The sequence below is a fragment of the Pseudomonas sp. DF11 genome, assembly GCF_058148565.1.
Map to the genome: position 1 here is coordinate 254,653 of NZ_JBYVYN010000008.1, position 22,810 is coordinate 277,462.

Consider the following 22,810-nt stretch of genomic DNA (forward strand, 5'->3'; position numbering starts at 1 on the left):
GCTACGGTGAGAAGTGCTTTAGTATCGCTGTGCGAATTAAAATAAGGTTCTCTTCGGTGAAGCCAAGAATAATTCGTTGTTCGTACTCTATATTTGAGGCTTTCTGCCCTACACGATCCCTCAATCCGTATTGGTGTACCTTAGCGATCTTGGCGATACGTCCAGTAAATCCGATGCTAATGATGTCGCTGTCGCTCTGGGCCTTCAGAAATCTTGCCGTTCGCAACTTTTTGAACATCTGTATCTTACGCTTCCCTCTACCTTTTTTTTCCCGCAGGTTGCGCTGCTTTCGCGGCGCGTATTTGCTGCCGTCCGGGTTGCGCTGGGCGATGATTCGCTGCTGCTGGCTGCGCCGCAGGGCCTGGCCGATGCTACGGGTTAGTTTGTTGCGCGATGCCGGTTCCAGTTGTCCCAGCAGGCCGGCGGCCCAATCCTCCAGCGTTTCCAATCGGTTGGTCACTTCGGCACGACCCATTCACTGCCGGTGCCTTGGGCACCAGGTATCCACGCCGGGTCAAGGAATGCGGCCACCTGTTTAGGTTCGCCAGGATGGTGAATGGTGGTATTGCCGTCGGCGTCTTTCCCCACAACCACACGCTCGGTTAGCGACAGTGTCAGGCTCAGGTCCACCTTGCTGTTGTCCAGAATGTCGGCCTCGAACTGGATGCCCTCGGCGGACTTGTTCAAGTTCTCCAGCAGATCGGATTGGTTCACGCTCAGCCAGCCCAGCAACGGCAACATGACGCTGTCGGGGTGACCGGCGTAGTCGGTGAGGATGACCTGTAAATCAAAGCTGTACTCGAACGACAACGAGGCAGCCGCGGTGCAGCGGATTTTGCCGTTGTCGATGAAGATCAGAAGTCGGTCGGGGTTGTGTTTTAGTTCGCTAATGGTGGCGAGCAGGTGAGTGCGCAGGCTTTCAGGTTTGTTCATCAGATTCAGGTCTTGTAGAGGGCATCAGTCCCATAGATTCACCATCTGCCGCTGTGGTGCGGCCGTCTGGGCTTCGGGCATTTGCACGGCCAGGCCTTGGGGCAGAATCGGCCCGTAGTCGGCCAGGCCCGGGTTGGCTTCAAGTACCGCCTCGGTCACACCTGCTGTACGGCCATAGTGACGCCAGCAAAGGGCATCGACGGTGTCGTTTTGGTGGGTGTGGACGGTGACGGTCATCAGATCAGCTCTACGGTGGTGCGATTGACGCCGAGGAAATCACGCACCGCCCAACGCAAGTCGCGGCGGTAGTCGTCGATGTTCGGGGTGAGTTCTTCTGCGTTCTGGTGGCCGCTGTTGGTGGAGTCATAGGAGCGGTAGCGCTCGCAAACTTCGGCCCCGGTCGCAGCCTCGATGGCGCGGCGGTAGAGGTGTACCAGGACCAGTACGCCGTTGATGCGCTCGCCGGGCATGTCGGCAAGTTTCGTATGGCCGGCCGTTTGTTGGGTGGCGCGCCATTCGCCGAGCTCGCGGTTGACGCTGATGGCGGCAGCCACCGCGGCGGTTTCCAGGCGTGGCGCGGTGACGCTCGCGTCGATCCGCAGCGTGGCGCGCAACTGGTCCAGATCGATTGGGGGCCAGAAGGCATCGGTATTGATGAGGCCGCTGGCGACGGTGCCGCCGGCTATAAATCCGCTCATGGAACAGCACTCAAAAATAGGTCGCCGGTGGTCGGAGCTTCACGTTCAGGTGGAGCGGCCTGGCCGATCCGCCCCGAGCCGGCGGGGTGCGTGGGGACGCTCGGTTAGCCGGCAGGGCCGGCGCGTTTGTTGAGCAGGCGTTCGGCCCGCTCCAGATCTTTCTTGCCACCACAGGCATCGTGCAGGGCGATGGCTTTTTTCAGCAGATCCACACCGGCTTGAAGTTGGCCGGGTTGGCCTGGGGCCTCTTCGGTGATGCCTTCCAGCGTGGCGCGGCCCATGGCGAGAAACAGCTTGGCGCGGGCCTGGTCGGGCATGTCTTCGGCGTCGGTGAGTTCAGCGGTGCGATGCAGGATTGCTAGGTCGAACGGTTCGCCGATTTTCTGAGCCTTGAAGGCCGCTGTGGCGACTTCTTCAGCGACCAGGCAACCCAAGGTGCGGGCGAAGCGGTCCGGCATGACCATCTTGTACTTCAGCACGTAGGTCGCGATGTCGAGCCCACCGGAGAAGTCGCCGGCATCGAAGCGCCAGACCATGACGGTGGTCATCACTTCGTCCTGAGCGCCCTTGCCACCCTCCAGCACACCTTGCACGTAGGATTCGTAACTCGGCAGTAGCTGGCGTTTGAGTTCGGCCTTGCCCTGATTGGACTGGACCTGTTTCAGGCGCAGGCGGTCTTGCAGCAGTTGGTTGAGCTGGTGCTCGTAGGCCGTGGCGCCGGCCATGGTCTGGGTTGGGTCTGTGGCCGCCGCTTCGACAGCGGCGGTGACGCGTTCAAAGTGGCGGCGGCAGGGGTTGGTCATGGTGGCCGCCTCAGTTCAGGATGATGTTTTCGGCGAGGGCGGCACAGCCCAGGTCTTCGATGACATAGCTTTCGTTGACCGACTCGAAGTTTTCGATGCGGTCGCGTTTGGCGTTGTCTATGACGGTGCGGCGGCGAGTGCCTTCCTGCCAGTACAGCGACAGGTTGTCGAGGCGGGTGACCATCAGGCCGCTGGCCGGGAAGTGCGGCACGCGCACGGCCGGCAGATTGCCGAGGCGCTTTTGACTGGTAACGATGTCGGCGGCCAACATTTCAGTTGGTGCCTGCACGGTGTTGATGATGGGGAAGTATTTGTCGGCCAGCAGTTGGCGGCCACAAATCACCACCAGCTCGGTGTCTTCCTGATACCAGGGTTCGATGAACTCGTTGACCATGCTGACGACCAGGGCGTCGATGTTTGCGAAGTCTTTGTTGGCGCCGATTTCGATTTTGCCACTGCCGTCTTTCACTTCGGTCATGACCCGGGCGGGGTTTTCCTCGCGCATCTTTTGCAGCCAGCCGATGTTCACGTCTTGCAGCAGCTTGTTGATGCTTGGATTGGATGTCGCAGCACGGCTGATGCCGTTCCAACCGATCATGATCCGGTTGAGGGCCTGGGCCTTGATGATGGCGTCGCGAATGCGCGCTTGGAAGTCTTTGAACTTGGCCCACTGGTCCAGCTTCTGGTAGCGAATGCCGGTGTCGAAGTTGGTTTGGGTGCAGCTGTACCCGCGGTCATCCAGGCCGCTTGGATCGCGCGGTTCGCGGTCTTTGACGGTGGTGTCGGTGGTGCTGGCGATGGTGCCGTCGATGCTGATCCCGATCTTCTCCCCCGACTGTTCCGATACGCCGTAAATGTTGATGGCGCTGAGAAAGGCGCTGGACTCCTGGATACGGGTTTCCAGCGTCTGAGCAACGCTCGGGTCTGCGGTGAATTTGGTGGTGACGTCAGCCACCCCATGCAACTGCGCCAATTGCTGCAGGTAGGCGTTGAACAGTACTCGGGTGTCGTTACGCATGTTGATCGTCCTTGATGAGTCAGCAGTCGGTCATGACCTGGTTACCGCCGCCGGATACCTGCGGGCGCGTTTTCTGGGTGGGATCCTGGGTGGTGGAGAGCTGGTTTTTCAGCTCGGTCAGTTCGGTGCTGACTTGATCGAGTCGGGTTTGCAGCCCCTTCGAGAATTGCCTCTCGGCGGCCAGTTGATCGGGTAAGTCCTTGACGTGTTCAGCGATGGCTTGGACTGCTTCACCGATCTGGGCGAACTCGCTGTCATCCTTGGTCTGTTTGCCGGTCAAGAGGATTTGAACCTTGTTGAAGAGCTGAGCGCTGATGCTTGGCTTCTCTTCGAATTCCTCAAGTTCCAGCTCGGTCTCGACTGCCTCGGTGAACATGGAGGTCGCGGAATAGTGACGGTCCTGGAACGGGCTGGATTCGGGCTTCTGTGCTGAGAACGCCAGGACGTCGGTGCCCAGGCTGGCGGGGGAGTCGGTCACGGCTAGGCCGACGATGTAGGCCTCGCCCGTGTCGGCAAAGCTCTCGTCGATCTCGATGGAGGTGTAGATCTTCTGCTTGGCCTTGTTCATGGCGATCAGGTCGCTGGTGGGTTCGACCTTTGCGAACAACGCCAATTTCTTTTGGCCGTTGACGTCCACCTCTTCGGCTTTCACCGCCAGTACGTCGCCGTAGGCCTTGAAAGGGCTGTCGGGTAGTAGGCTGCGGAAATGCTCCAGCCAAATGCGGGCGCCGTAGGTGGACGGGTTGAAGTTTTTGGCGGCCTGTTCCAGCCAGCTGCGTTTGATGGTGCGCTTGTCCGACGTGGCGCCTTCGATGGCGACGCGGAACCAGTTGCTGCGGTATTTCTTCATGCCGGGGATTCTCAGTGCGTTGCAATGAGGGGCATGGTCGGCATGGGCGCGAGCGGCGGCAACGAGGCGGGGCTGTAGGCGGGGAGGGTACAAGGGGCGGCGCTATTGAGTCGCCGCGGTGGGCGGCAGCATCTGGGCATGACGACCGCCTTGCTGCCCATCGATCCCCGACGCCAATCCAAGTTTTTGTACTGGATGGGCTGGCGCGTCTGTGAGATCGCCGAGGCGACGGGTGAGAAGGAGAAAACGCTACACAGCTGGAAGGCCCGCGACAAGTGGGACCGGGCCGACAACGTTGAACGCATCGGCGGCGCCCTTGAGGCGCGCTTGGTGCAGTTGATCCTCAAGGACAACAAGAGCGGTGGCGATTTCAAAGAGATTGATCTGCTACACCGGCAGCTTGAGCGCCAGGCCCGCATTCAGCGTTACCAGGGCGGTGGTACCGAAACCGACCTCAACCCGAACCTCGCCAAGCGCAACGAGGGGCCGAAGAAAAAGTCACCGAAGAACGACATCAGCGAAGACCAGATCGAGCTGCTGCGCGAGGCGTTCATCGACGGCTGTTTCGACTACCAAAAAGACTGGTACCGGGCGGGTAACCAGCGCACTCGCGTCATCCTCAAAAGCCGCCAGATTGGCGCCACGTACTACTTCGCTCGCGAGGCGTTCATCGACGCCCTGGACACCGGTCGCAACCAGATTTTCCTGTCGGCTTCGAAGAACCAGGCCTACCTGTTTCGTGGCTACATCCAGGCCTTCGCCCGGGAAATCATCGGCGTCGAGCTGACCGGTGACCCGATTGTGCTGTCCAACGGCGCCGAGCTATTTTTCCTTGGGACCAACGCCCGCACTGCCCAGGGCTATCACGGCAATTTCTACTTCGACGAATTCTTCTGGACGTTCAAGTTCGAGGAGTTGAACAAGGTCGCCTCGGGCATGGCGATGCACAAGAAGTGGCGAAAAACCTATTTCTCCACGCCGTCGAGCATGGCCCACGAGGCATACACCTTTTGGACCGGTGAGCGTTTCAACAAGGGCAAACCCGCCGCGCAGCACACTAAAGTCGACGTGACCCACGGAGCGCTACAGCAGGGCCGATTCTGTGAGGACCGGCTGTGGCGACAGATCGTCACCATTCTCGACGCCGAGCGGGGCGGGTGCGATCTGTTCGACATCGAAGAGTTGCGCCGGGAGTACAGCCCCGAGGCCTTCGCCAACCTGCTGATGTGCGAGTTCGTTGATGACGGCGCGAGCATCTTCCCGCTGTCGGTGTTGCAGTCCTGCATGGTCGATAGCTGGGTGGAGTGGGCCGAGGACTACAAACCTTTCGCCATGCGCCCGTTCGGCGACCGTCAGGTATGGGTCGGCTATGACCCGGCCGAGACGGGCGATTGTTCCGGCCTGGTGGTGGTCGCGCCGCCCCTGGTGCCGGGTGGCAAGTTCCGCGTGCTCGAGCGCCATCAATTTCGCGGCATGGACTTCGCCGCCCAGGCCGCCGCCATCAAGGGCGTGTGCGACCGCTACTGGGTGACCTATATCGGCATCGACGTCACCGGCCTGGGCAGTGGCGTGGCCCAGCTGGTGCGCCAGTTCTTCCCGGCGGTGACCACCTTCAGCTACTCGCCCGAGGTGAAAACCCGCTTGGTACTGAAGGCCTACGACGTGATCCACAAGGGCCGGCTGGAGTTCGATGCCGGCTGGACCGACATGGCCCAGTCGCTCATGGCGATTCGCAAAACCATCACCGCGGGCGGACGGCAGTTCACCTACACCGCCGGCCGCAACGACAACACCGGCCATGCCGACCTGGCCTGGGCGCTCTTCCACGCATTGCACAACGAACCGCTCGAAGGGCAGACCGCTGCCAATACCGGGCGTATGGAGATTTTTACATGACCGAAGAACTTGCCAGCCAAGAGCTACTGCCGGCCAACCTCGACGCCGCGAGTGCGGGTATTCAGGTGTTCAGCTTCGGTGACCCGACGCCGGTGCTAGGTGGTCGGGAGGTGTTCGACTACCTGGAGTGCTGGTTTAACGGGCGGTGGTATGAGCCGCCGTTGTCGCTTAACGGGTTGGCCCGGTCGGTGGGGGCGAGCGTGCATTTGCATTCGGGGTTGATGTTCAAGCGGAACCTGTTGAGCAAGACCTTTATCCCGCATCCGATGCTGTCCCGGGCGGCTTTTGAACAGTTCGCCCTGGACTTTCTGTGCCTGGGCAATGGGTATCTGGAAAAGCGCCGTTCGGTGCTGGGCAGCACCAGGCAACTGGTGCCGTCGTTGGCGAAGTACATGCGGGTTGGGCCGGAGGGGCAGTTCTACCAGGTGCAGGGCTGGAAGAATGAGCACGCGTTTGAGCCGGGGAGCATTTTTCATCTGCGCGAGGCGGATTTGCACCAGGAGATTTATGGGCTGCCGGAGTGGATCAGTGCGTTGCAGTCGGCGCTTCTCAACGAGTCGGCGACGCTGTTCCGGCGCAAGTATTACGAGAACGGGAGTCATGCCGGTTTCATTCTGTATATGACCGACGCAGCGCAGACGGAGGCGGATATCGACGCTTTGCGTAAAGCACTGAAGGAGTCCAAGGGGCCGGGGAATTTTCGGAATTTGTTTGTGTATTCGCCGACGGGGAAGAAGGACGGGATTCAGTTGATTCCGGTCAGTGAGGTGGCGGCGAAGGATGAATTCAATTCGATCAAGAATCAGACCCGTGATGATGTGCTGGCGAGTCTGCGAATTCCGCCGCAGTTGATAGGGATTGTGCCGCAGAATGCGGGTGGGTTTGGGTCGATCAGCGAGGCTGCGCAGATTTATGCGACGAATGAGTTGGAACCGATTCAGGCCCGAATGACACAGTTAAATGACTGGTTAGGTGAAGACATTGTTAAATTCAAAGCTTATGGTAGCGATATTTGATATTTGCTTGCTCAATAAGAAGTCTTTGGTTGCAGCTTCAATAGATGTTGGTGCTGTTGAAAAGCCGCCGCTAAGGCGGCTTTTCAGAGTTAGACAATGGTTGCACATTCATGAGCTATGCCTTTATTACAAAATCTCCGACCTGCGCGTTATGAAGCTCTTTAAGAACATTTGTTCCGGGTTTGATGGACTCAGTTACCGTGTCTTGCGGGCCAAAAATTCCGATCATCGGAGAAGAGGTAGTAACCTTTTTGATCTCTCGCGTATCATTGGTTTTGATATGTTCGCAAGAAACTAAAGTCGATACTCTCGGTTGCACATGCGTGGCTTTTGCTCTCCCTCGTACTATTTCAAGCTGCTCAAGTTGTTCGCCGGAATCCGGATCCACAATTACATCGCCCAACCCAACAACTAAAAAAACATCCCCTATCTCAACCCCATTTTCGGAACCTTTTGCGATCACTACGGTGTAAGCGTCAGGGATTGAGGCTACTCTTGAGAAGTAACGACTAGACATTTTCATTCTCCAGCGAATTTAGTTGGTTAATTGCCGTGAAAGGCACAACCGGACGAATAACTATTTTTTTTAGGTCTTCTTGAGTGGTTGGTATTTGTTCAAAAATATTTAAATCTACAATTATCTTAACTTGAATTATTTTTTCTTGTATGAGGTGTACCACTGCCAAATACGCCAATCTATCGATTTCGTCAATTTGTGCGTAGCATCCGAGAACGATGTTGTTGATGAAGTTTTCATTTCTTCGGATTATAAAGGTTTTTTCTTCCGGTATGAATTTTATTGGGGATTCATAAGGTGCGGGTGGTGTCTTTTCGTTGGATAAGTCGTATGTTATTTTTATGAGTGTGAGGATAATTGTGCCGGAAGTTGCTAAAGTGAAAAGGAGCCATTTGACGCTGACTAGGTCGTTGACATTTACGAACATTGTAACTATGCCGGAAAGAAATCCAATGGTTCCTATTCCCACTGAAAGGCCTGACAAGCTAAAAAAACCACTTAATATCGAATCTTTCATTTTGTATGCTCAAATCCTTGGCAAGAATCCTTCGAAGTTGGCGCCACGAACAACGGCGCGATCTGAGGTAGTCATCAAAGGGCTAAGTACGTGCTTGTATTAACCGGCCAAGATGACAGGCTTGCTAAGCCCTTGAAGGACGAGGTTGAGGATGTATAGGCTTTGACGACTACTGAAATCACTGGTTGGGATTAGCGGCTCTCGCGCCAATGTCATCACGAATTTTGAATTAATAAGAAAACGCTCTATTTCAACTCTCTTCGGACCAATGATTTCACCAAACTCGACATGCCCAATGAGCTCTTTACCGATAATGAGTGGGGAGAGTGTCGCGACAAATTTTCTCTGAAAAGCGTTGATTTCGCAGGTTCCTGCCAACGCGTCTAATTTCACTGACATACCCGCGATTTGCAGTCTATCTGGGTTGAGATTGGCAAAAAATTCTTCGAAGCCTTCACGGATCTTTGCAAACCTCCTTTGATAGCCAGCAAAGTCGCTCACTGCCTCGTGTATATCGTCATACAATTCCATTGCTTAATCCTTGTGGTCGTTACCGTGTGGGCGAAAGGCTATCACTTTGAGGCGGCAGTTTCAGCTCTGTTCTGACGTCATTGATTTCATCACAAATCCTATCCCCGTGCAGGTTAGGCGCTCATCCCTTTGGCCAAAGTGATCAAGGCAGGATGACCTGATGAAAAATTTGGCCCATTCCAAACTGCTCCGGTGAGACTTGTTCTCACTAGGCGCGCGTCGTCATCCCCCCACCACGCCTCCGGTCTAAATGGGTCTTTTTTACCGCAGTTCTGCACATGGCTGAGCGCGGCTAAGGCCGTGGGTTGCCGTGATGATCGTGGAACGCAAAAAGCCTGCGAATCCCTGCGAAGGGTAGAGGGCGCACGGTGTGTTCCCCAGACGTGGCTTGTCGCCCCAGGTACGAGTAACCATCCAACGCCGATTTTCAGAAGCGCAGTGGAAAAAAGGTAAGGTGGTAATTCCGAAACTGTCACACCGCCAAAATCCCCGGATTCATTGGCTTTGCTGGATTACCTTGGAACGTAATTTTGAGTAAGGAAAAAGGTAGTATGGTCGTAAGTAATTGATTTATAAGATATGAAAAAAAGAAAAAATACTTCCTTAAAAGGTAATTATCTACTTCTACATTACTTAAAAAATGACCTTGAACTAATCCCTTACAAGCCAGTGAAATCAAGACACTCAGGCAGACCAGAGGATCGAGTTACTAAAATTACTCATTTTCGACGCCGTTCCCGAAAAACGCATAAAGCCCTATACGCCAGCTCGCTTCCTGTTGCCCCACAGATTCCATGGGACTGCCATGGGAACGCTTGCGCACTAACTATCGGCCTGAAACCCCTATAAACCGGGGCCTGATTCGCTGAAAATCGCAATCGGGTGCTTTCGAATCTCTCCTTCACCGCCACATTCTGCAAACACAAACCCCTGATTTTCCTAGAGAAAGTCGGGGGTTTGTGGTTTTTGGTGTCTGAAAAAGGGCGATATGGGAACAATATGGGACCACGAGGTGTTTTTCTTGATGAAGCGCCATCCCAAGTCAATGGTCGTTATGCCTGCAATGGTTGGAGCACCGCCAAACAGTATCAGGCAACCCCGCAGCAGTATTGAGCACGGACTTCTGGGCGCAAGCCGTTAAGGTTCTCTTGAAGAGACTCCTATCAACGGGCGTGAGAGAAGATCATGACTATATGGATGAGTTCGGCGATGCGCCTTCAGGCTGCCGCACTGTGTTTGTTATTTTCAATCAGCGCAGTTAACGCGTCGGAAACAATGACACAAGACGCCAATGCACATCAGGTGCGCCAAGCCTTCACGAACTGGCAACAAGGCAAAGGCACTGTGTTCGATCTGCTGGCGCCTGACGCTGTATGGACTGTTGCCGGATCAAGCCCCGTGTCTGTTGTATATAACAGCAAGACCGATTTAATGGAGCGGGCCGTTAAGCCGATCAGCGCTCGGCTGGCCAGCCCTATCTCTCCCACCGTCCAAAGCATCATTGCCGAGGACGATGTCGTGGTCGTTCTATGGAACGGCAAGGCCACGGCCCTTGATCAAAAGCCCTACAACAACACTTACCTCTGGCACATGACTTTCAAGGATGGCCGGGTCACTGAAGTAACCGCCTTTCTGGATACCTACGTACTGGACGATCTTTTGCGTCGTGTAAAACCTGTTCGGCAATAAATAACACTATGTTCCCGACATTCCAGGCACATCCATGTTTATCTTGCGCCAGGCCGCTTCGGAAAAGCTGTAGACCGAAAACGCGATCAGCCCCAACGCCATGACCATTAAAACCACGCCACCGGCCGGCAGGTTTTGCAGTGCATCGAGGGCGTCTTTCATGCCGGGTGGGTCCATGGCTTTATAAGTCGAGCCACTGATGATGAGCAGCACGGCGATTTCAATGAAGACGACGCCACGGGCGATTAGACCGAAGCGCGACACCGGGCGCACATACCGCATGACGTCCTCGTCAGCTTCGAAGTACTTCTCGAACGACGCCTTCCAGCCCTTGATGATGTGAGCAATGCCGACGCCAAGCGGTATCAGTGCAATGAGGTAAATCAGCACATTCGAGTGATCCCAGGACAACAGGCGCGCCAGTAGGTCCTGGGTTTGATCGCCGCCTGAGCCGCCTGAGCTTTTGAGGCCGCTGATCAGCAAACCCAACGCAAAAAATGCCAATGCGCCGTTGATCAAACCTCCCGCCAACAAGCCTGCCCGAATCACCAAGCCTTTGGGTTCTTTACCGTGATGATCGACATCACGGGTTGCCTGCAACACCCGCCATCCGGCGAAGGCAAGTAGACCCATCACCACCAGGCCGACTAAAGCATGGCCGAATGGCTGGCTTAACAATACTTCCAGACTGCTGTGGCTATCTTTCGATTTGCTCGAGTCTTGCGCCGCCAGCAAGGCGAAGATGCCGATGATCAGGTAAATAACGCCTCGAGCGGCATAACCGCCGCGCGCAAGTAAAACCAGGCTTTGGTGGGGGGACATAGGCTTGAATTCCGGATAGGTCATACAGGAGCAGACCTATGGCGTTGTGCGGGGTTCTATTGGCATTTCCATGGAGCCGTTCGCTTTTCCACACAGCGCAACCCAAAAGCGACGCTTGATCCAGGAATAAAAACCGGAAATGGCTAGTCTTTTCTGAACTCAAACGCCACTCACCCAGAGGTTTCACTAACGCTCTGCCGAACATAATAATTGTCGAACTCACTGCTTTCGACGAATTGGAAACCGTGGCGGATATAAAAGCGATTCGAAGCGCTTTCTTTAAGGGCGCCAACCCTTATCGGGAGCGCGGCCGCATCCGCTTCCTTGAAAATATGGTCGAGGACAGCAGAGCCTGTTCCTGACCCTTGCGCATCTAGTTTCACATACAAGTGGTCAAGCAAAAGCTCATTGTTGTGATGCTTGACCACAACGAATCCAACCCTCTCTCCCGACACCTCTATGTGGCGCGTGTTGCGAGGTTCGAAACCACTAAGGAACCGCTCGCGTGCGCGTATTGGATCAAATCGCCCCACACGCTCCAGACTTTCGCGCATGGCCTCGATTCGAACACTCACCAGAGCGTCCGCGTCGCTTTGTTGAGCAGGGACCAAAATGACGGGAGAGTTTTGATTGGGTTTGTGGGGCATTATTCACGCTCTGTTTTTCGTCCGGGAAGCCCGTATAGATAACCTGACGATGCCGGTTCATGGCGTGGAATGCAGCTAGCCATTGTTCAACGGCAACTGCGGACTGTCCGGATTCAGTTGCTGGCGCCTGAACTGCCCCGGCGGCTGGCCATGTATCTGGCGAAAGCGCCGGGAGAAGTAAGCTTCGTCGGCAAACCCGCACAACCTCGCCACTTCACCCACCGGGCGCGTGCCGTTGAGCAGGTAATTGCGCGCCGCGTGCATTCGACGTTCAAGTACCAGCTCGGTGAAGGTCTTGCCGATTTCCTTGCGCAGCCAGTGAGTCAGGTACGTGGGGGACAAGTACGTCGCCGCTGCCACCTTGATCAGGTTGAGGTCGGGGTCGGCGATGTTCTTGCGCAGGTATTCGGACATCCGGCCCAGGGCGTCGCGTCGGCTGACTTCGGCGGCGTTCTCTTCGGCCAAGCGCTTGAGCGGCTCGGCGTACAAGGCGCAGACGCTGCCGATCAATTGCAGCAGCAAGCCCTTGAGCATCTCGCGGGTGCCGAACTGGCGGTTCTCGTCAAGTACTCGCATCTGTTCGATCAGGGCGCAGACTTTGGCGAAGTCCTCATCGCCCAGAATGAAGTCCAGGTGTTCCTGGAAGCGGAACGGCGAAAGTTCGGGCGCCAGCAGAATCGAGACTTCTTCCAGGTCCATTGGGTCGCACTGCAAATGCGGCAGAAGAAAGGTCTGGGAAAAATTGATCACCATGAAATTGCTCTCGGCCGGGTGCGGGATCACATGCACGCGGTGGGGCAGGATGAAGGCCAGGGTGTTGCGTGGAAACGGGCGCTCGACGTTACCAATGTGCTGCACGGTGTCGCCGCCGAGGTTGATCTGGATCTGGAAGTACTCGTGGCGATGGGGGCTGGTTTCGGCGCGCCGGCCCTTTTTGTCGCGGATGTAAAAGTCCGTCAATTCGCTGCGTTGCTGCATGACGTAGGTAGGGACTCGGCTCGGTGTTGACATCTCCTGGGAATCCTCTACAGGTGCATGGCGACGACTATGAAGCGGATTGTGACGGTGCATCTGGCCGACTTTCAAGAACTTATACGATGATGAGGCGCTGTGAGTGAATTTTCGCAGTCTTGAAGGAGAAGGGCGGCTGTCCAAAAACGATAAGCCACTGGATCTATAGTTTTTTCTTTAAAAACATAGGGTTAGATTTAATTTAAAAAGAGGATGAAAAAAACAGCAGATTTGATTTTTTTGGACAGGTTCCTCCGACGCTGTTTTTACGGGGAAAAATGATCTAACGCCTTGGTTGATTTTGGATGGTTGTACGACCACTGTTGAGGCCACGCAACCCGACCTTATCCAAAAACAAATCCAAAGGTGCGCACATCATGAAGCTATTTCGATTCCTCGCTGATCCTCCCGGCACCTCCCTCGACAGATCCTGTTGCAGAGCGTTTTCGAACATCTGACATCGGCTGTCCACGCCTCTCATTCCAGTAGCGATTGTTTTGCCCCGGCATCGAGGGCAATGGCTTCGGCTGCTCGTAGACATTTCGACTCTTCTAACAATAACGAGGTTTTTCATGTCGAATTCCCACACCTCCCAGGCCACCGCCGCGCCGGTGATTGCCGGCGCCCGGGACGCCATAGTGCCGCAGCGGCTGCCATCGCGTCGGCGTTGGTTCATGCTGTCGTTGCTGCTGATCGCAACGATCATCAACTACATCGACCGGGTAAACATCTCGATTGCCGCACCATTCCTCGCCAAGGACCTGGGCCTGGACAAGATCGAAATGGGCCTGATTTTTTCTGCATTTGCCTGGACCTACGCCATTGCGCTGGTGCCCGCCGGGTTCATCGCCGATCGCTTTGGTTCTCGCTTCACCTACGGGGTGTCGCTGATCAGTTGGTCCACCGTTACCGTGTGCCAAGGCTTGGCCACGGGGTTCGCTTCGCTGTTCGGCCTGCGCCTGGCGGTCGGCGCGATGGAAGCGCCGGCGTTCCCGGCCAACAGCCGTGCGGTCACGGTGTGGTTCCCGGCGCGTGAGCGGGGCCTGGCCAGCAGCATTTACGTCTGCGGCCAGTACCTGGGCACGGCGCTGTTTACCGGCGCGCTGCTTTGGTTGGCGACCACCTACGACTGGCGACATGTGTTCTATAGCACCGGCGCACTCGGCATCGTTTTCGGTGTGGCCTGGCTGTTCCTGTATCGCGACCCGTTGAACTGCAAGAAAGTCAGCCAGGAAGAACTCAAGTACATCGAAGCCGGGGGCGGGCTGGTCAAGAGCAGTCAAGAGCGCACGCGGTTCAACTGGCGGCAGATCGCCGAGCTGTTCAGCTATCGGCAGGTCTGGGCGATTTGCATCGGTAAGTTCGCCAGCACGTCGGCGCTGTACTTCTTTCTCACCTGGTTCCCCACGTACCTGATCGAAGAGCGTCAACTGACCATGATCAAGGCCGGGATCTTCGCCGTGCTGCCGTTCGTGGGCGCGACGGTGGGCATCCTGCTCGCCGGGATCGTCTCCGACCTGCTGATCCGTCGCGGCTATTCGCTGTCTTTTGCCCGCAAGTTGCCGCTGGTGGTCGGCTCGATGCTGGGTATGTCCATCGTGCTGGTGAATTTCACCGATTCCAACGTGATCTGCATCGCCGTGCTGACAATTGCCTTCTTTGCCCAGGGCATCGCTTCGTCCTCGTGGGCGGCGGTGTCGGAAGTGGCGCCCAAGGAACTGATCGGACTGACCGGCGGGATCACCAGCCTGGCGGCCAACATCGGCGGCATCGTCACCCCCATCGTGATTGGCGCAATCGTCCACAAGACCGGTTCATTTGCCTTGGCCTTCTGGTTCATCGGCGGTGTGGCGCTGGTCGGCACCTTGTCCTATTCGTTGCTGCTCGGCCGCTTGTATCGCATTGAGCTCAAGGCGCGCTGAACCCGGAAAAAACCGTTTTTCTCCAACACGAGGCGGCATTCCTCCAACTTCGCCACGGATTGCCGCCGTACGCTGACGCTTCCAACAGGACTTTTATCAGGATGAACATGCTCGAGTATGTCTTTACCCCGGACCTGCCAGTGACCTTGCCGGTTGTCGGCACCCAACAGCGTTTTCCCGTCGGCCGGGTCTTTTGCGTCGGTCGCAACTACCCTTGGCCTGATACCCAGGGTGAGTCCCGGGTGCCACCGGTGTTTTTCATGAAACCTGCCAGCAGCGTGGTGGAGGCGGTCGGCGAAGTGGCGTTTCCATCGGTGACCGAGGAGTTTGTCCACGAAATCGAACTGGTCGTGGCCATCGGCGAGGGCGGCGTCCATATCCCGGAAAGCCAGGCGCTGGCCTATGTCTGGGGTTATGCCGCCGGCCTGGATCTGACTCGGCGTGACGTCCAGCGCATGGCCAAGCGCAACGGTTTGCCGTGGGAAGGTGCCAAGGTGTTCGACGGCGCTGCGCCAATGACCGCCATCGTGCCGGCCTCGCGGGCGGGGTACCCCGAGGGTGAGTTGTGGCTGAACGTGAACGGCGAAGAGCGCCAGCGCGACAGCCTCGATAGTCAGATCTGGTCGGTCAGTGAAGTCATCGCCCGCATCTCCCAGTCGGTGGCGCTGCGGGCCGGCGACCTGATCATGACCGGCAGCCCGGCCGGCGTCGATGTGCTACAGCCGGGCGATGTCATCAGCGCCGGCATCGACGGCATCGGTCAACTGGAAATGCGCGTTGGTCCGCGACCTTGAGTCCGCGTTTGTCTTACTGATTTCGAGAGGGGAGAGCCTACATGTCCAACATATTGAAAGTGGCCTTGGTGACCGGTGCCGGCAGCGGGATTGGCCGTGCGGTGGCCCTGGGCCTGATGGAAGACGGCTACACGCTGGTATTGGCCGGCCGCCGTCCTGAGCCGTTGCAAGCATTGGCCGAATTGGCGGCCAGCCAGGGCCGCGAAGCCTTGGCGGTGCCCACCGATGTGCGGGATCCGGCCAGTGTCGATGGGTTGTTTGCAACCATCGCCGAGGTCTATGGACGCCTCGACGTAGTGTTCAACAACGCCGGGGTCAACGCGCCCGCCGTGCCGCTGGATGAGCTGACGTTCGAGCAGTGGCGAAACGTGATCGACACCAACCTCAACGGTGTCTTCCTCTGCGCCCGTGGCGCCTTCGGCCTGATGCGCCGGCAACAACCCCAGGGCGGACGCATCATCAACAACGGTTCGATCTCGGCCCACACTCCGCGGCCATTCAGCAGTGCCTACACCGCCAGTAAACACGCAGTGCTGGGGCTGACCAAATCCCTGGCCCTGGACGGGCGTGAATACAACATTGCCTGCAGCCAGATCGACATCGGCAACGCCCTCACCGAAATGTCGGTGCGCATGACCAAAGGCGTACGCCAGGCCAACGGCACCATCGCTGTGGAGCCGATGGTGGACGTCAAGCACGTGGCCGACGCGGTGCGCTACATCGCCGGCCTGCCGTTGTCGGCCAACGTTTTGAACATGACAGTCATGGCCACGGCCATGCCGTTTGCCGGTCGCGGTTGAGCCGGTTTTTTATTCGCTGCACGAGGTTTTTATGAAGCCAGAAGTCCTACAGCTCAGCCCGATCCTGATCCCTGAAATCAACGCCCGGCTCAGCGAGCTGTTCACGATACGGCGCTATTTCGAACAGGCCGACAAACAAGCCTATCTACAAGAGCACGGTGCCAATATTCGTGGCGTGATCACTGGCGGGCACACCGGCATCAGCCAGGCGCTCATGGCACAACTGCCCAAGCTGGAAGTGGTGGCGGTCAACGGCGTCGGTACCGATGCCGTTGACCTGGCCTACGCCAGGGATCGCGGAATCCGCGTGACCGCCACCATTGGCGCGCTGACCGAAGACGTTGCCGACCTGGCCATCGGCTTATTGATTGCCGTGTGCCGCGGCCTCTGCACCAGTGATCGCTACGTGCGCTCCGGCCAATGGCCCCAGAGCCCGACGCCATTGGCCCCACTGCCATTGGCCCGCCAAGTATCCGGCATGCGCATCGGCATTGTCGGCATGGGGCGGGTCGGTCGCGCCGTGGCAACCCGCGCCGCCGCGTTTGGTTGCCCGATCAGCTACACCGACCTGCAATCGATGAGCGATGTAAACCACACCTTCGTCGTCGACCTCAAGCAACTGGCCCGCGACAGCGACGCCCTGATCCTCGCGGCCGCCGCCGACAAGGCCGAAGCCATCATCGATGCCGAGGTGCTGCGCGCCTTGGGCAAGGGTGGGTACCTGATCAACGTGGCTCGGGGCAAACTGGTCAACGAGGCTGATCTGGTGGCGGCGCTGACTTCTGGTGACATTGCCGGCGCGGCGCTGGATGTGTTTGTCGATGAGCCGCATGTGCCCGAGGCATTGTTCGGCAATGAGCAGGTGGTGCTGCAACCGCACCGGGCGAGTGCGACGTTGCAGACCCGCACGCGGATGGGGGAAATGGTGGTGGCGAGTCTGGTGGATAGTTTTGCTGGGAAGGTGCCGCAGGGGTGTGTGACGGGGTGAGGAGGGACTTCAGGGCGGCTGTGATTTCTTGACGCATGCGACTTGGTCCTTGCGGCCAAGTCGATGAATTTACTGCATTGAGCTAGAAACCGTAGGTTGATAAAGTCCGCACCCTACCACTTGAATCATGGAAGGATAATGACCACACGGCGCTGGATGTTGCCGCTGATCTTTGCTGGACTTAGTCAGGCAGCTTGGGGATACGGAGAAATTGATCGTTTGGTAGGATCCACGATTGTGGCGTCTGGAGGGTTGGAGCAGGTTCACTGCCCGGTCGGCGGAAAATATGACTGCCTAACTTGGCCACACGACCTTTACAAGTTCAGCATGCAAAACATTTGCTTTACGGCAAATGTGACATGTGGGTATTCCTGCGAAGGCTTCATCGCCCAGAAGAACCAGATCCAGACCCTCTATGTCCTCGGCTCTCGCCTAGACAGCTCAGCAGTCAATTTCTACAAATGCCCGAGTATGTTCTGAGCGTTATCAGGTAGCGCACTAGCATGGGGTGCTAGGGGGCGAACAATACCCGTAGCTGCCTACTGCATAACAAAAGGTCTCAGGTGCTGCGGTGGTATCTTACTCGCGCGGCCAAACAAAAAATGAAACCTATTAGAAAGAGGCCGCCTCCGTGACAATCGCTTTGACGAATGCGGCTGTCAGCATGTCCGAATTCAAAAAGAATCCGTCATCCGTCCTGAGCGGCACTAACGGCGCACCAGTGGCTGTGTTGAACCACGACCGTGTCGTGGGCTACATGGTCCCGGCAAGTCTCTACGACGCGATGGTTGAGCGCTTGGATGAACTGGAGCTCGCACTAGTGGTAAGGGAGCGGCTCGAGGCCAACGAGACGTCTGTTAGAATCTCTCTTGACAAGCTCATTGACGAGGCTGAGGTTGATATAGCATATGGGCATTGATTACGTTATCGGAGGATCCTGAGGAACTGAGGAGACTGGACGGCGCTATTTGTCTGCGGATCTTGAAAGAGTTAAAAGGAACGGCAGGGCAACCTTCGAGTGGGCATTCATAACAACGGCCAACGGATTTTGAATTTTTTCTAAAACTCGGAGATAAAGCTCACCTAGATAGGCAGGTTCAACCCCGCTAAGGGCTACCTTCCATTCGAATGCTACACGCGGCACGTCCTTGTGCCCAATTGTTTTGCCGTCCGTTTTACGAGACAGTGAAACAAATAAATTTCAGCCTCATCATTTAATAAACCAGCACCCAACCGCGCACGCAGTACCGATAAAACCGGACAGCGGCTGGGTCAGAACCATTGTTTTAATACCTTCTTCGGAGTTTCTTGCAGCCTTTGCCATCAGGCCAACGGCGAACGACAGACCAATAAAAATCGCCAGCGTCCACCAGCTAAAAACATACGCAGAGCGCCAAATCAGGGATACGAATGCGGGGACGGCAATCACCCCAAAGAAAACGCCTACTGTTCCCGAGTGTCCAAATTTTTGAGACGTTCCAAGCACAATCAGGAAAAACAAGCCAGCAACAATCATCAATCCAATTAACATAGATGACAGGTCCTTTGCTTCTGGTGGTTTTATATTCTGCTGCTAAGGCAAACCATTAGACTTGCTCTGCACCGGATACCTCTAGGGCATCTCTCCCGTAGTTATCAAGTTCAGGAATTGTTGCGCATCAAAGATGAAAGCACCAGCCGCTTGTGCCTTTGCAACCTTGGTTGGACCGGCGTTATCGCCATAGCAAAGAAACGTCAAAGTCTTGCCTGGAGTACTCATCACTCTTAATCCAAAATCCTGCGCCATTTGCTCGAGCTCGGCCCGGTGCGCAGCAGCAAAACCAGTGAAAAGGATTTGATTTATCCCGCCGGGCGGCGACTTGGGGCACGGGCAGCTGGAGGTGGCCTCCAGCGCTGCTAAAGCAGACGGCTTTGGTTTTGCCGGAGGCCTTGGAGCGGGAGGAGCGGCATTGTTCAGTAAAAGCTCCGAGCCCGACAACATCTCGACAATTCGATCCTTTCGGAAGGTTTTTGGGAATGAATCGCTAGTGGATCGCCCCTGAATGTAGAGTGAATTCTCTGACCACTGGATCAGTTCTCGCACACTCAAATTACCCTTCACATCTTTGTAGCTGAACTTGATAATAGTCACTAACCTCACTCCTTGTGATTGCCACATTACCGGCTAAACCAGAATTCCGCCTAGAATCCTTCCCGCCTTTGCTTCAAACTGCAAGTCCGCACCTTATCGTCGGCGCTCTATGAACTCTTTACAGTAAAATCATCGAGTCCCAGTGCCGCAGCCGTAGCACACCGGTCCTCTTCACGAATAGCCGAAATGTCTATGCCTGATTGCTCCGCCAATTTCAACTGATAGTCCCAAACATGCATTCGATGCCGCTTAGCTTCTTCCTCGAGGGCCTCTTCAAGACGTAAGCGTCGATATTGGAACCGACTCATAGGGAAAAACACATCTTCGTTGAGTTGTTCGATTTCTCGTACGAGTCTCGGACAGGTTTCAAGGATGTAACCGAGAGCGTGTTCCTGAATCTCATCTCTAGTAGTCATAAACCAAGCCGTTATGCGAGTTTAGTTAGCAACGGTTCTCGTCGCGTCAGCAGGATCAGTGTGAATCGCCCACCAAATACATGCTCCAGGATTGAGATCTACAGCTCTTGAATCTCGGCCTAGGCGTAGCCCTAGACCGATATTCGTTATGATTGGGCAACATTTGACTCTCAATGCATGCACTGGAATTTACCACCATTCTTTTGCCGCTACGAGCCAGAGAGGGTTTGAAGGAGCAATGCAATTGTATCAAGCGTATCCGGGTGGAAGCCGCATCGCGACATAACTCCAATACCTGGCGATCTCTTCGGCGATACTGCTGCTACCTTTCTTGCCTTCAAGCCCATCACGCACGGTGATGTGCTCCAGCAGCCACTCATCCGTCCATCCCGCCCATTCACCCGCAACGGACCTGAGGTTGGCTTCGAGCACCGGGAATACTTCATTCCACAGGATGCTGTGGATTTCCTTTGGCGAATAATCGGTTTCAACGACCACGCGAGCGATGTAATCGTAGGTCAACTCGTCGATCTCGGTATCCAGGAAGAGAGATGAAAGGGCTTGCCAGATTTTCAGGCGGGTCGGGTCGACAGGGTTCATGTTTTTGTCTCGGGATGTGTAGGTGATAACCCGTATGGCCCAATGCTGCAGGCCCAATCGTCTGCTTGCCACAGTATGAGTCCAGTTGCCGCCAATAAACCGTAGTTGTGAAAAAACACAACCAGAGTACCATCGGCTCAAAGACAAGGACGCCCATGGATATACTCACGCCATCACGTTTTGACGACGCTGCGATTTTGTACCCAAACGACAAGGCCGGGCTTGATCGTTGCCTGCGCATTTTGAAGATGGCTCGCCCCAAGGTGTTCGCGGACCTGCAAAAGCTTTTCGGTACGCACGGTGTCGACTTGTTCAAGCCCAGAGCCGCAATGAATTGGGTGGTGATCGACGTAGGTGGCAATAACCTCAGGGTGATAGGCGGAGTCAACTACGCCCGGCAGAAGTTCTACGTCAAACACATCTACACGCATGCCGATTACGACGTTGCCAATGTCTGGTATGCAAGAAACAAAGGGGTAAGACGATGAGCGCAGCCCGGAACGACTTTCAAACCGTGATCGCAACGCTTGGCGAACTACACGCCGTACTGGATCGCCTGCGCGGTGAGTTTGTGCATGGCATCAAGACCCCTGCCGACTATGAGCGTGCGACCGATTTGCTCGATGAGCTCACCGACGGGCGCGAACTGAGCAAGACCGAGGAGAGAGTTCTCGTTGAACTCGAGGATGAAATCCTGGCCTACCAGCGCGACTCCGACCAGTTTCGCGAATCGAATGCTGCTTTTGAGGCGACCTGCACGCCTGTGCAATTGATCAAGGATCTGATGGAGACGCACGGGCTCACGGGTTCAGACCTCCCCGAAATCGGCGATAAGACGGCAGTGTCCAAGGTCCTCAATGGCGATCGGCCTATCAGCCACAAGATGGCGTACGCGCTGGCAGAGCGGTTTGCGATGGAGCCGAGTGCTTTCTTGACCGCAGGCCCGGCAGAGGCGGCTCATATCGAAACTGTTCGTCTTCCCGTCAGGAAAACCTCAACGTATGACCGTTTTCGCAGTGACTCCATGGTTGCACATTCAGTGGAAGAGGCCGGCGCCGGTGAATACAAAGTGATGGCTTCGAAGGCCCGCAGAAAGACAGTCAAAGAGCCAGACAAGGAGTAGGGCAATCGTCTGCTGATCAAGGGGCAGGGTCGCTTGTCGATCCACGGGAATCAAGGATGATCCGCACCCCCATGATCACCCCAACAAGCACAGCCACAAGACCTGATGTCTCCAAAAGTGTCGGCAGCCGACCATGAAACCACAAGCCAAGTAGCGTCGCGAACAGCGACTCCAAAGCGATCAATTGTCCAGAAAGCACCATGGGCAAACGCCGGGACGCGGCGTTCCAGGCCCAGGCCCCGACAACGGATGACATCAGCGCAATCACCAAACCCCAAAGATATAAATCCCCCGCAACGGAAACACCAAAACCCAGGCTCGGCAGTTTGAGCAGGCCGAGCGCTTGTACCGCCGGTAACAAGCACAAGGTGCCGACTCCGGCGCCAGCCATCATCAGGCCGGTCCATGCCCCTGACGCTTGGGGTGGGAGTTCTAGCAGGGCGCGCTGGTTCACCCAACTGAAGGCGAGCCACAAGACCACGGCACCGATTGAAAACAACAAGCCCATCAGCCACGAACCATCGCTTGCAACGGGTTGGTGGATGGCGCCGAGATTCGACAGCAGCAAACCAACCGTCAAGAAAACCAGTGGGATCGCCAGCTTTCGCCATTGGAGGGTCTTGGTCGTGGCGTTGCCCAGCAGTGCCAGCAAGACCGGCACCATTCCAATGAAGGCCGGGGTCAGCACCGGCCCGCCGAAGATGATGCCGGCGGCGATGCAGGCGCTATAGCCAAGGTAGCCGATCACGCCCAGGCCGGCGGCCAGAAGCACTTGATCGCGGCGCAGGAGCCGAAGTTGGGCGCGATAGAGCAGCACGACACCCAGGCCCAGCGTGCCGGCGATCAGGAACCGGACGATCATCAAGTCATAGATCGTGTAGGCGCCGGTGACGTAGGGCGCAATGAAGTTCAACGCCCAACTCAGCGTCGCGACGACTGCGAGGGCCAATCCGGCGATGAGGTTTGAGTGCGTCTTCACTGTCAGGCAGGTTCCCCGATACACCAATGAACATCGACTTTATGGAGGACACCTCGGGTTTTTTTGTCGCTGGGGGTAAGTTGTCGCAAGGTGATGTCCTTATGCTGTT

29 protein-coding genes are annotated in these 22,810 nt (G+C 56.3%); 11 read left to right on the forward strand and 18 right to left on the reverse strand.

All coding sequences use genetic code 11. The features are described from left to right. Position 1: 1 nt before the first annotated feature. The 7 genes from AC30D9_RS22960 to AC30D9_RS22990 all read right to left on the reverse strand — a co-directional run bounded on the left by AC30D9_RS22960 (position 2) and on the right by AC30D9_RS22990 (position 4,302). On the reverse strand, positions 2–460 hold the full coding sequence (locus tag AC30D9_RS22960) for a phage virion morphogenesis protein (protein WP_490144943.1): 459 nt from the start codon (positions 458–460) through the stop codon (positions 2–4). After that, the gene (locus tag AC30D9_RS22965) at positions 457–933 is read right to left on the reverse strand and encodes a phage tail protein (protein WP_490144907.1); all 477 of its coding nucleotides are present in this window, start codon (positions 931–933) and stop codon (positions 457–459) included. Before AC30D9_RS22965 ends, AC30D9_RS22960 begins: the two co-directional genes overlap by 4 nt. Before the next feature lie 24 nt (positions 934–957). After that, entirely contained in the window at positions 958–1,170 is a 213-nt protein-coding gene (locus AC30D9_RS22970) for a tail protein X (protein ID WP_490144908.1), read from the reverse strand. Further along, positions 1,170–1,631 (reverse strand): head completion/stabilization protein, encoded by a 462-nt coding sequence (locus AC30D9_RS22975; RefSeq protein WP_490144909.1) that lies wholly within the window; start codon positions 1,629–1,631, stop codon positions 1,170–1,172. Before AC30D9_RS22975 ends, AC30D9_RS22970 begins: the two co-directional genes overlap by 1 nt. 104 nt (positions 1,632–1,735) lie before the next feature. Next, a complete protein-coding gene (locus AC30D9_RS22980) occupies positions 1,736–2,434 on the reverse strand; it encodes a phage terminase small subunit (RefSeq protein ID WP_490144910.1) in 699 nt (232 codons plus the stop codon). A gap of 10 nt (positions 2,435–2,444) precedes the next feature. Continuing rightward, positions 2,445–3,452 (reverse strand): phage major capsid protein, P2 family, encoded by a 1,008-nt coding sequence (locus AC30D9_RS22985; RefSeq protein WP_490144911.1) that lies wholly within the window; start codon positions 3,450–3,452, stop codon positions 2,445–2,447. Positions 3,453–3,471: 19 nt separating this feature from the next. Then, positions 3,472–4,302, reverse strand: coding sequence for a GPO family capsid scaffolding protein (locus AC30D9_RS22990; protein WP_490144912.1), 831 nt, complete (start codon positions 4,300–4,302; stop codon positions 3,472–3,474). Between the two features lie 138 nt (positions 4,303–4,440). Here AC30D9_RS22990 and AC30D9_RS22995 point away from each other — a divergent pair, with 138 nt between their 5' ends. Both AC30D9_RS22995 and AC30D9_RS23000 read left to right on the forward strand, forming a co-directional pair. Then, complete coding sequence (locus tag AC30D9_RS22995; RefSeq protein WP_490144913.1) at positions 4,441–6,198, forward strand: terminase ATPase subunit family protein; 1,758 nt, start codon at positions 4,441–4,443, stop codon at positions 6,196–6,198. Then, positions 6,195–7,214, forward strand: a complete 1,020-nt coding sequence (locus AC30D9_RS23000) for a phage portal protein (RefSeq protein ID WP_490144914.1) — start codon at positions 6,195–6,197, stop codon at positions 7,212–7,214. The genes AC30D9_RS22995 and AC30D9_RS23000 overlap by 4 nt, the downstream gene beginning before the upstream one ends. A gap of 115 nt (positions 7,215–7,329) precedes the next feature. Here the strand turns inward: AC30D9_RS23000 and AC30D9_RS23005 are convergent, their stop codons facing one another. From AC30D9_RS23005 to AC30D9_RS23015, 3 genes are all read right to left on the reverse strand, one after another. Continuing rightward, a complete protein-coding gene (locus AC30D9_RS23005) occupies positions 7,330–7,731 on the reverse strand; it encodes a hypothetical protein (RefSeq protein ID WP_490144915.1) in 402 nt (133 codons plus the stop codon). After that, positions 7,724–8,248 (reverse strand): hypothetical protein, encoded by a 525-nt coding sequence (locus AC30D9_RS23010; protein WP_490144916.1) that lies wholly within the window; start codon positions 8,246–8,248, stop codon positions 7,724–7,726. The genes AC30D9_RS23005 and AC30D9_RS23010 overlap by 8 nt, the downstream gene beginning before the upstream one ends. Before the next feature lie 99 nt (positions 8,249–8,347). Then, the gene (locus AC30D9_RS23015) at positions 8,348–8,779 is read right to left on the reverse strand and encodes a hypothetical protein (protein ID WP_490144917.1); all 432 of its coding nucleotides are present in this window, start codon (positions 8,777–8,779) and stop codon (positions 8,348–8,350) included. A gap of 1,185 nt (positions 8,780–9,964) precedes the next feature. Here AC30D9_RS23015 and AC30D9_RS23020 point away from each other — a divergent pair. Continuing rightward, positions 9,965–10,468, forward strand: a complete 504-nt coding sequence (locus tag AC30D9_RS23020; RefSeq protein ID WP_490144918.1) for a nuclear transport factor 2 family protein — start codon at positions 9,965–9,967, stop codon at positions 10,466–10,468. 6 nt (positions 10,469–10,474) lie between these two features. Here the strand turns inward: AC30D9_RS23020 and AC30D9_RS23025 are convergent, their stop codons facing one another. The 3 genes from AC30D9_RS23025 to AC30D9_RS23035 form a co-directional block, all read right to left on the reverse strand. Then, the gene (locus AC30D9_RS23025) at positions 10,475–11,290 is read right to left on the reverse strand and encodes a DUF1206 domain-containing protein (RefSeq protein WP_176689641.1); all 816 of its coding nucleotides are present in this window, start codon (positions 11,288–11,290) and stop codon (positions 10,475–10,477) included. A 170-nt stretch (positions 11,291–11,460) separates the two neighbouring features. Then, positions 11,461–11,937, reverse strand: a complete 477-nt coding sequence (locus AC30D9_RS23030) for a GNAT family N-acetyltransferase (protein ID WP_490144919.1) — start codon at positions 11,935–11,937, stop codon at positions 11,461–11,463. Between the two features lie 75 nt (positions 11,938–12,012). Then, positions 12,013–12,948 carry a helix-turn-helix transcriptional regulator gene (locus AC30D9_RS23035; RefSeq protein WP_116833128.1) on the reverse strand — a complete coding sequence of 312 codons (936 nt, stop codon included), beginning with the start codon at positions 12,946–12,948 and terminating at the stop codon, positions 12,013–12,015. Between the two features lie 572 nt (positions 12,949–13,520). Between AC30D9_RS23035 and AC30D9_RS23040 the strand changes: the two genes are divergently transcribed. The 6 genes from AC30D9_RS23040 to AC30D9_RS23065 all read left to right on the forward strand — a co-directional run bounded on the left by AC30D9_RS23040 (position 13,521) and on the right by AC30D9_RS23065 (position 18,371). Further along, positions 13,521–14,870 carry an MFS transporter gene (locus AC30D9_RS23040; protein WP_176689335.1) on the forward strand — a complete coding sequence of 450 codons (1,350 nt, stop codon included), beginning with the start codon at positions 13,521–13,523 and terminating at the stop codon, positions 14,868–14,870. Positions 14,871–14,971: 101 nt separating this feature from the next. Next, complete coding sequence (locus AC30D9_RS23045; RefSeq protein WP_307573876.1) at positions 14,972–15,664, forward strand: fumarylacetoacetate hydrolase family protein; 693 nt, start codon at positions 14,972–14,974, stop codon at positions 15,662–15,664. A gap of 41 nt (positions 15,665–15,705) precedes the next feature. Beyond that, complete coding sequence (locus AC30D9_RS23050) at positions 15,706–16,464, forward strand: SDR family oxidoreductase (RefSeq protein WP_249015390.1); 759 nt, start codon at positions 15,706–15,708, stop codon at positions 16,462–16,464. A gap of 31 nt (positions 16,465–16,495) precedes the next feature. Beyond that, positions 16,496–17,452 (forward strand): 2-hydroxyacid dehydrogenase, encoded by a 957-nt coding sequence (locus AC30D9_RS23055; RefSeq protein WP_307573874.1) that lies wholly within the window; start codon positions 16,496–16,498, stop codon positions 17,450–17,452. A 138-nt stretch (positions 17,453–17,590) separates the two neighbouring features. After that, entirely contained in the window at positions 17,591–17,932 is a 342-nt protein-coding gene (locus tag AC30D9_RS23060; protein WP_307573872.1) for a hypothetical protein, read from the forward strand. 184 nt (positions 17,933–18,116) lie between these two features. Then, positions 18,117–18,371, forward strand: a complete 255-nt coding sequence (locus tag AC30D9_RS23065) for a type II toxin-antitoxin system Phd/YefM family antitoxin (RefSeq protein ID WP_307573870.1) — start codon at positions 18,117–18,119, stop codon at positions 18,369–18,371. 291 nt (positions 18,372–18,662) lie between these two features. Here the strand turns inward: AC30D9_RS23065 and AC30D9_RS23070 are convergent, their stop codons facing one another. The 4 genes from AC30D9_RS23070 to AC30D9_RS23085 form a co-directional block, all read right to left on the reverse strand. After that, positions 18,663–18,983 (reverse strand): hypothetical protein, encoded by a 321-nt coding sequence (locus AC30D9_RS23070; protein ID WP_307573869.1) that lies wholly within the window; start codon positions 18,981–18,983, stop codon positions 18,663–18,665. 81 nt (positions 18,984–19,064) lie between these two features. Then, entirely contained in the window at positions 19,065–19,583 is a 519-nt protein-coding gene (locus AC30D9_RS23075) for a BRCT domain-containing protein (RefSeq protein ID WP_490144920.1), read from the reverse strand. A 107-nt stretch (positions 19,584–19,690) separates the two neighbouring features. After that, positions 19,691–19,999, reverse strand: a complete 309-nt coding sequence (locus AC30D9_RS23080; RefSeq protein ID WP_373459237.1) for a DUF6388 family protein — start codon at positions 19,997–19,999, stop codon at positions 19,691–19,693. A gap of 249 nt (positions 20,000–20,248) precedes the next feature. Then, a complete protein-coding gene (locus AC30D9_RS23085; protein WP_307573867.1) occupies positions 20,249–20,599 on the reverse strand; it encodes a DUF7079 family protein in 351 nt (116 codons plus the stop codon). Positions 20,600–20,754: 155 nt separating this feature from the next. Between AC30D9_RS23085 and AC30D9_RS23090 the strand changes: the two genes are divergently transcribed. Continuing rightward, positions 20,755–21,087, forward strand: coding sequence for a type II toxin-antitoxin system HigB family toxin (locus AC30D9_RS23090; protein ID WP_307573866.1), 333 nt, complete (start codon positions 20,755–20,757; stop codon positions 21,085–21,087). After that, positions 21,084–21,722: a helix-turn-helix domain-containing protein gene (locus AC30D9_RS23095; RefSeq protein ID WP_109754292.1), complete on the forward strand. Its 639-nt coding sequence runs from the start codon at positions 21,084–21,086 to the stop codon at positions 21,720–21,722. The genes AC30D9_RS23090 and AC30D9_RS23095 overlap by 4 nt, the downstream gene beginning before the upstream one ends. Before the next feature lie 16 nt (positions 21,723–21,738). Here the strand turns inward: AC30D9_RS23095 and AC30D9_RS23100 are convergent, their stop codons facing one another. After that, on the reverse strand, positions 21,739–22,707 hold the full coding sequence (locus AC30D9_RS23100; protein ID WP_490144944.1) for a DMT family transporter: 969 nt from the start codon (positions 22,705–22,707) through the stop codon (positions 21,739–21,741). Between the last annotated feature and the right edge of the window lie 103 nt (positions 22,708–22,810).

What these genes read in the sequence shown, in the direction of transcription:
- AC30D9_RS22965 (WP_490144907.1), bottom strand. Translation starts at nt 933, where the DNA reads ATGAACAAACCTGAAAGCCTGCGCACTCACCTGCTCGCCACCATTAGC.
- AC30D9_RS22970 (WP_490144908.1), bottom strand. Translation starts at nt 1,170, where the DNA reads ATGACCGTCACCGTCCACACCCACCAAAACGACACCGTCGATGCCCTT.
- AC30D9_RS22975 (WP_490144909.1), bottom strand. Translation starts at nt 1,631, where the DNA reads ATGAGCGGATTTATAGCCGGCGGCACCGTCGCCAGCGGCCTCATCAAT.
- AC30D9_RS22980 (WP_490144910.1), bottom strand. Translation starts at nt 2,434, where the DNA reads ATGACCAACCCCTGCCGCCGCCACTTTGAACGCGTCACCGCCGCTGTC.
- AC30D9_RS22985 (WP_490144911.1), bottom strand. Translation starts at nt 3,452, where the DNA reads ATGCGTAACGACACCCGAGTACTGTTCAACGCCTACCTGCAGCAATTG.
- AC30D9_RS22990 (WP_490144912.1), bottom strand. Translation starts at nt 4,302, where the DNA reads ATGAAGAAATACCGCAGCAACTGGTTCCGCGTCGCCATCGAAGGCGCC.
- AC30D9_RS22995 (WP_490144913.1), top strand. Translation starts at nt 4,441, where the DNA reads ATGACGACCGCCTTGCTGCCCATCGATCCCCGACGCCAATCCAAGTTT.
- AC30D9_RS23000 (WP_490144914.1), top strand. Translation starts at nt 6,195, where the DNA reads ATGACCGAAGAACTTGCCAGCCAAGAGCTACTGCCGGCCAACCTCGAC.
- AC30D9_RS23005 (WP_490144915.1), bottom strand. Translation starts at nt 7,731, where the DNA reads ATGTCTAGTCGTTACTTCTCAAGAGTAGCCTCAATCCCTGACGCTTAC.
- AC30D9_RS23010 (WP_490144916.1), bottom strand. Translation starts at nt 8,248, where the DNA reads ATGAAAGATTCGATATTAAGTGGTTTTTTTAGCTTGTCAGGCCTTTCA.
- AC30D9_RS23015 (WP_490144917.1), bottom strand. Translation starts at nt 8,779, where the DNA reads ATGGAATTGTATGACGATATACACGAGGCAGTGAGCGACTTTGCTGGC.
- AC30D9_RS23020 (WP_490144918.1), top strand. Translation starts at nt 9,965, where the DNA reads ATGACTATATGGATGAGTTCGGCGATGCGCCTTCAGGCTGCCGCACTG.
- AC30D9_RS23025 (WP_176689641.1), bottom strand. Translation starts at nt 11,290, where the DNA reads ATGTCCCCCCACCAAAGCCTGGTTTTACTTGCGCGCGGCGGTTATGCC.
- AC30D9_RS23030 (WP_490144919.1), bottom strand. Translation starts at nt 11,937, where the DNA reads ATGCCCCACAAACCCAATCAAAACTCTCCCGTCATTTTGGTCCCTGCT.
- AC30D9_RS23035 (WP_116833128.1), bottom strand. Translation starts at nt 12,948, where the DNA reads ATGTCAACACCGAGCCGAGTCCCTACCTACGTCATGCAGCAACGCAGC.
- AC30D9_RS23040 (WP_176689335.1), top strand. Translation starts at nt 13,521, where the DNA reads ATGTCGAATTCCCACACCTCCCAGGCCACCGCCGCGCCGGTGATTGCC.
- AC30D9_RS23045 (WP_307573876.1), top strand. Translation starts at nt 14,972, where the DNA reads ATGAACATGCTCGAGTATGTCTTTACCCCGGACCTGCCAGTGACCTTG.
- AC30D9_RS23050 (WP_249015390.1), top strand. Translation starts at nt 15,706, where the DNA reads ATGTCCAACATATTGAAAGTGGCCTTGGTGACCGGTGCCGGCAGCGGG.
- AC30D9_RS23055 (WP_307573874.1), top strand. Translation starts at nt 16,496, where the DNA reads ATGAAGCCAGAAGTCCTACAGCTCAGCCCGATCCTGATCCCTGAAATC.
- AC30D9_RS23060 (WP_307573872.1), top strand. Translation starts at nt 17,591, where the DNA reads ATGACCACACGGCGCTGGATGTTGCCGCTGATCTTTGCTGGACTTAGT.
- AC30D9_RS23065 (WP_307573870.1), top strand. Translation starts at nt 18,117, where the DNA reads ATGTCCGAATTCAAAAAGAATCCGTCATCCGTCCTGAGCGGCACTAAC.
- AC30D9_RS23070 (WP_307573869.1), bottom strand. Translation starts at nt 18,983, where the DNA reads ATGTTAATTGGATTGATGATTGTTGCTGGCTTGTTTTTCCTGATTGTG.
- AC30D9_RS23080 (WP_373459237.1), bottom strand. Translation starts at nt 19,999, where the DNA reads ATGACTACTAGAGATGAGATTCAGGAACACGCTCTCGGTTACATCCTT.
- AC30D9_RS23085 (WP_307573867.1), bottom strand. Translation starts at nt 20,599, where the DNA reads ATGAACCCTGTCGACCCGACCCGCCTGAAAATCTGGCAAGCCCTTTCA.
- AC30D9_RS23090 (WP_307573866.1), top strand. Translation starts at nt 20,755, where the DNA reads ATGGATATACTCACGCCATCACGTTTTGACGACGCTGCGATTTTGTAC.
- AC30D9_RS23095 (WP_109754292.1), top strand. Translation starts at nt 21,084, where the DNA reads ATGAGCGCAGCCCGGAACGACTTTCAAACCGTGATCGCAACGCTTGGC.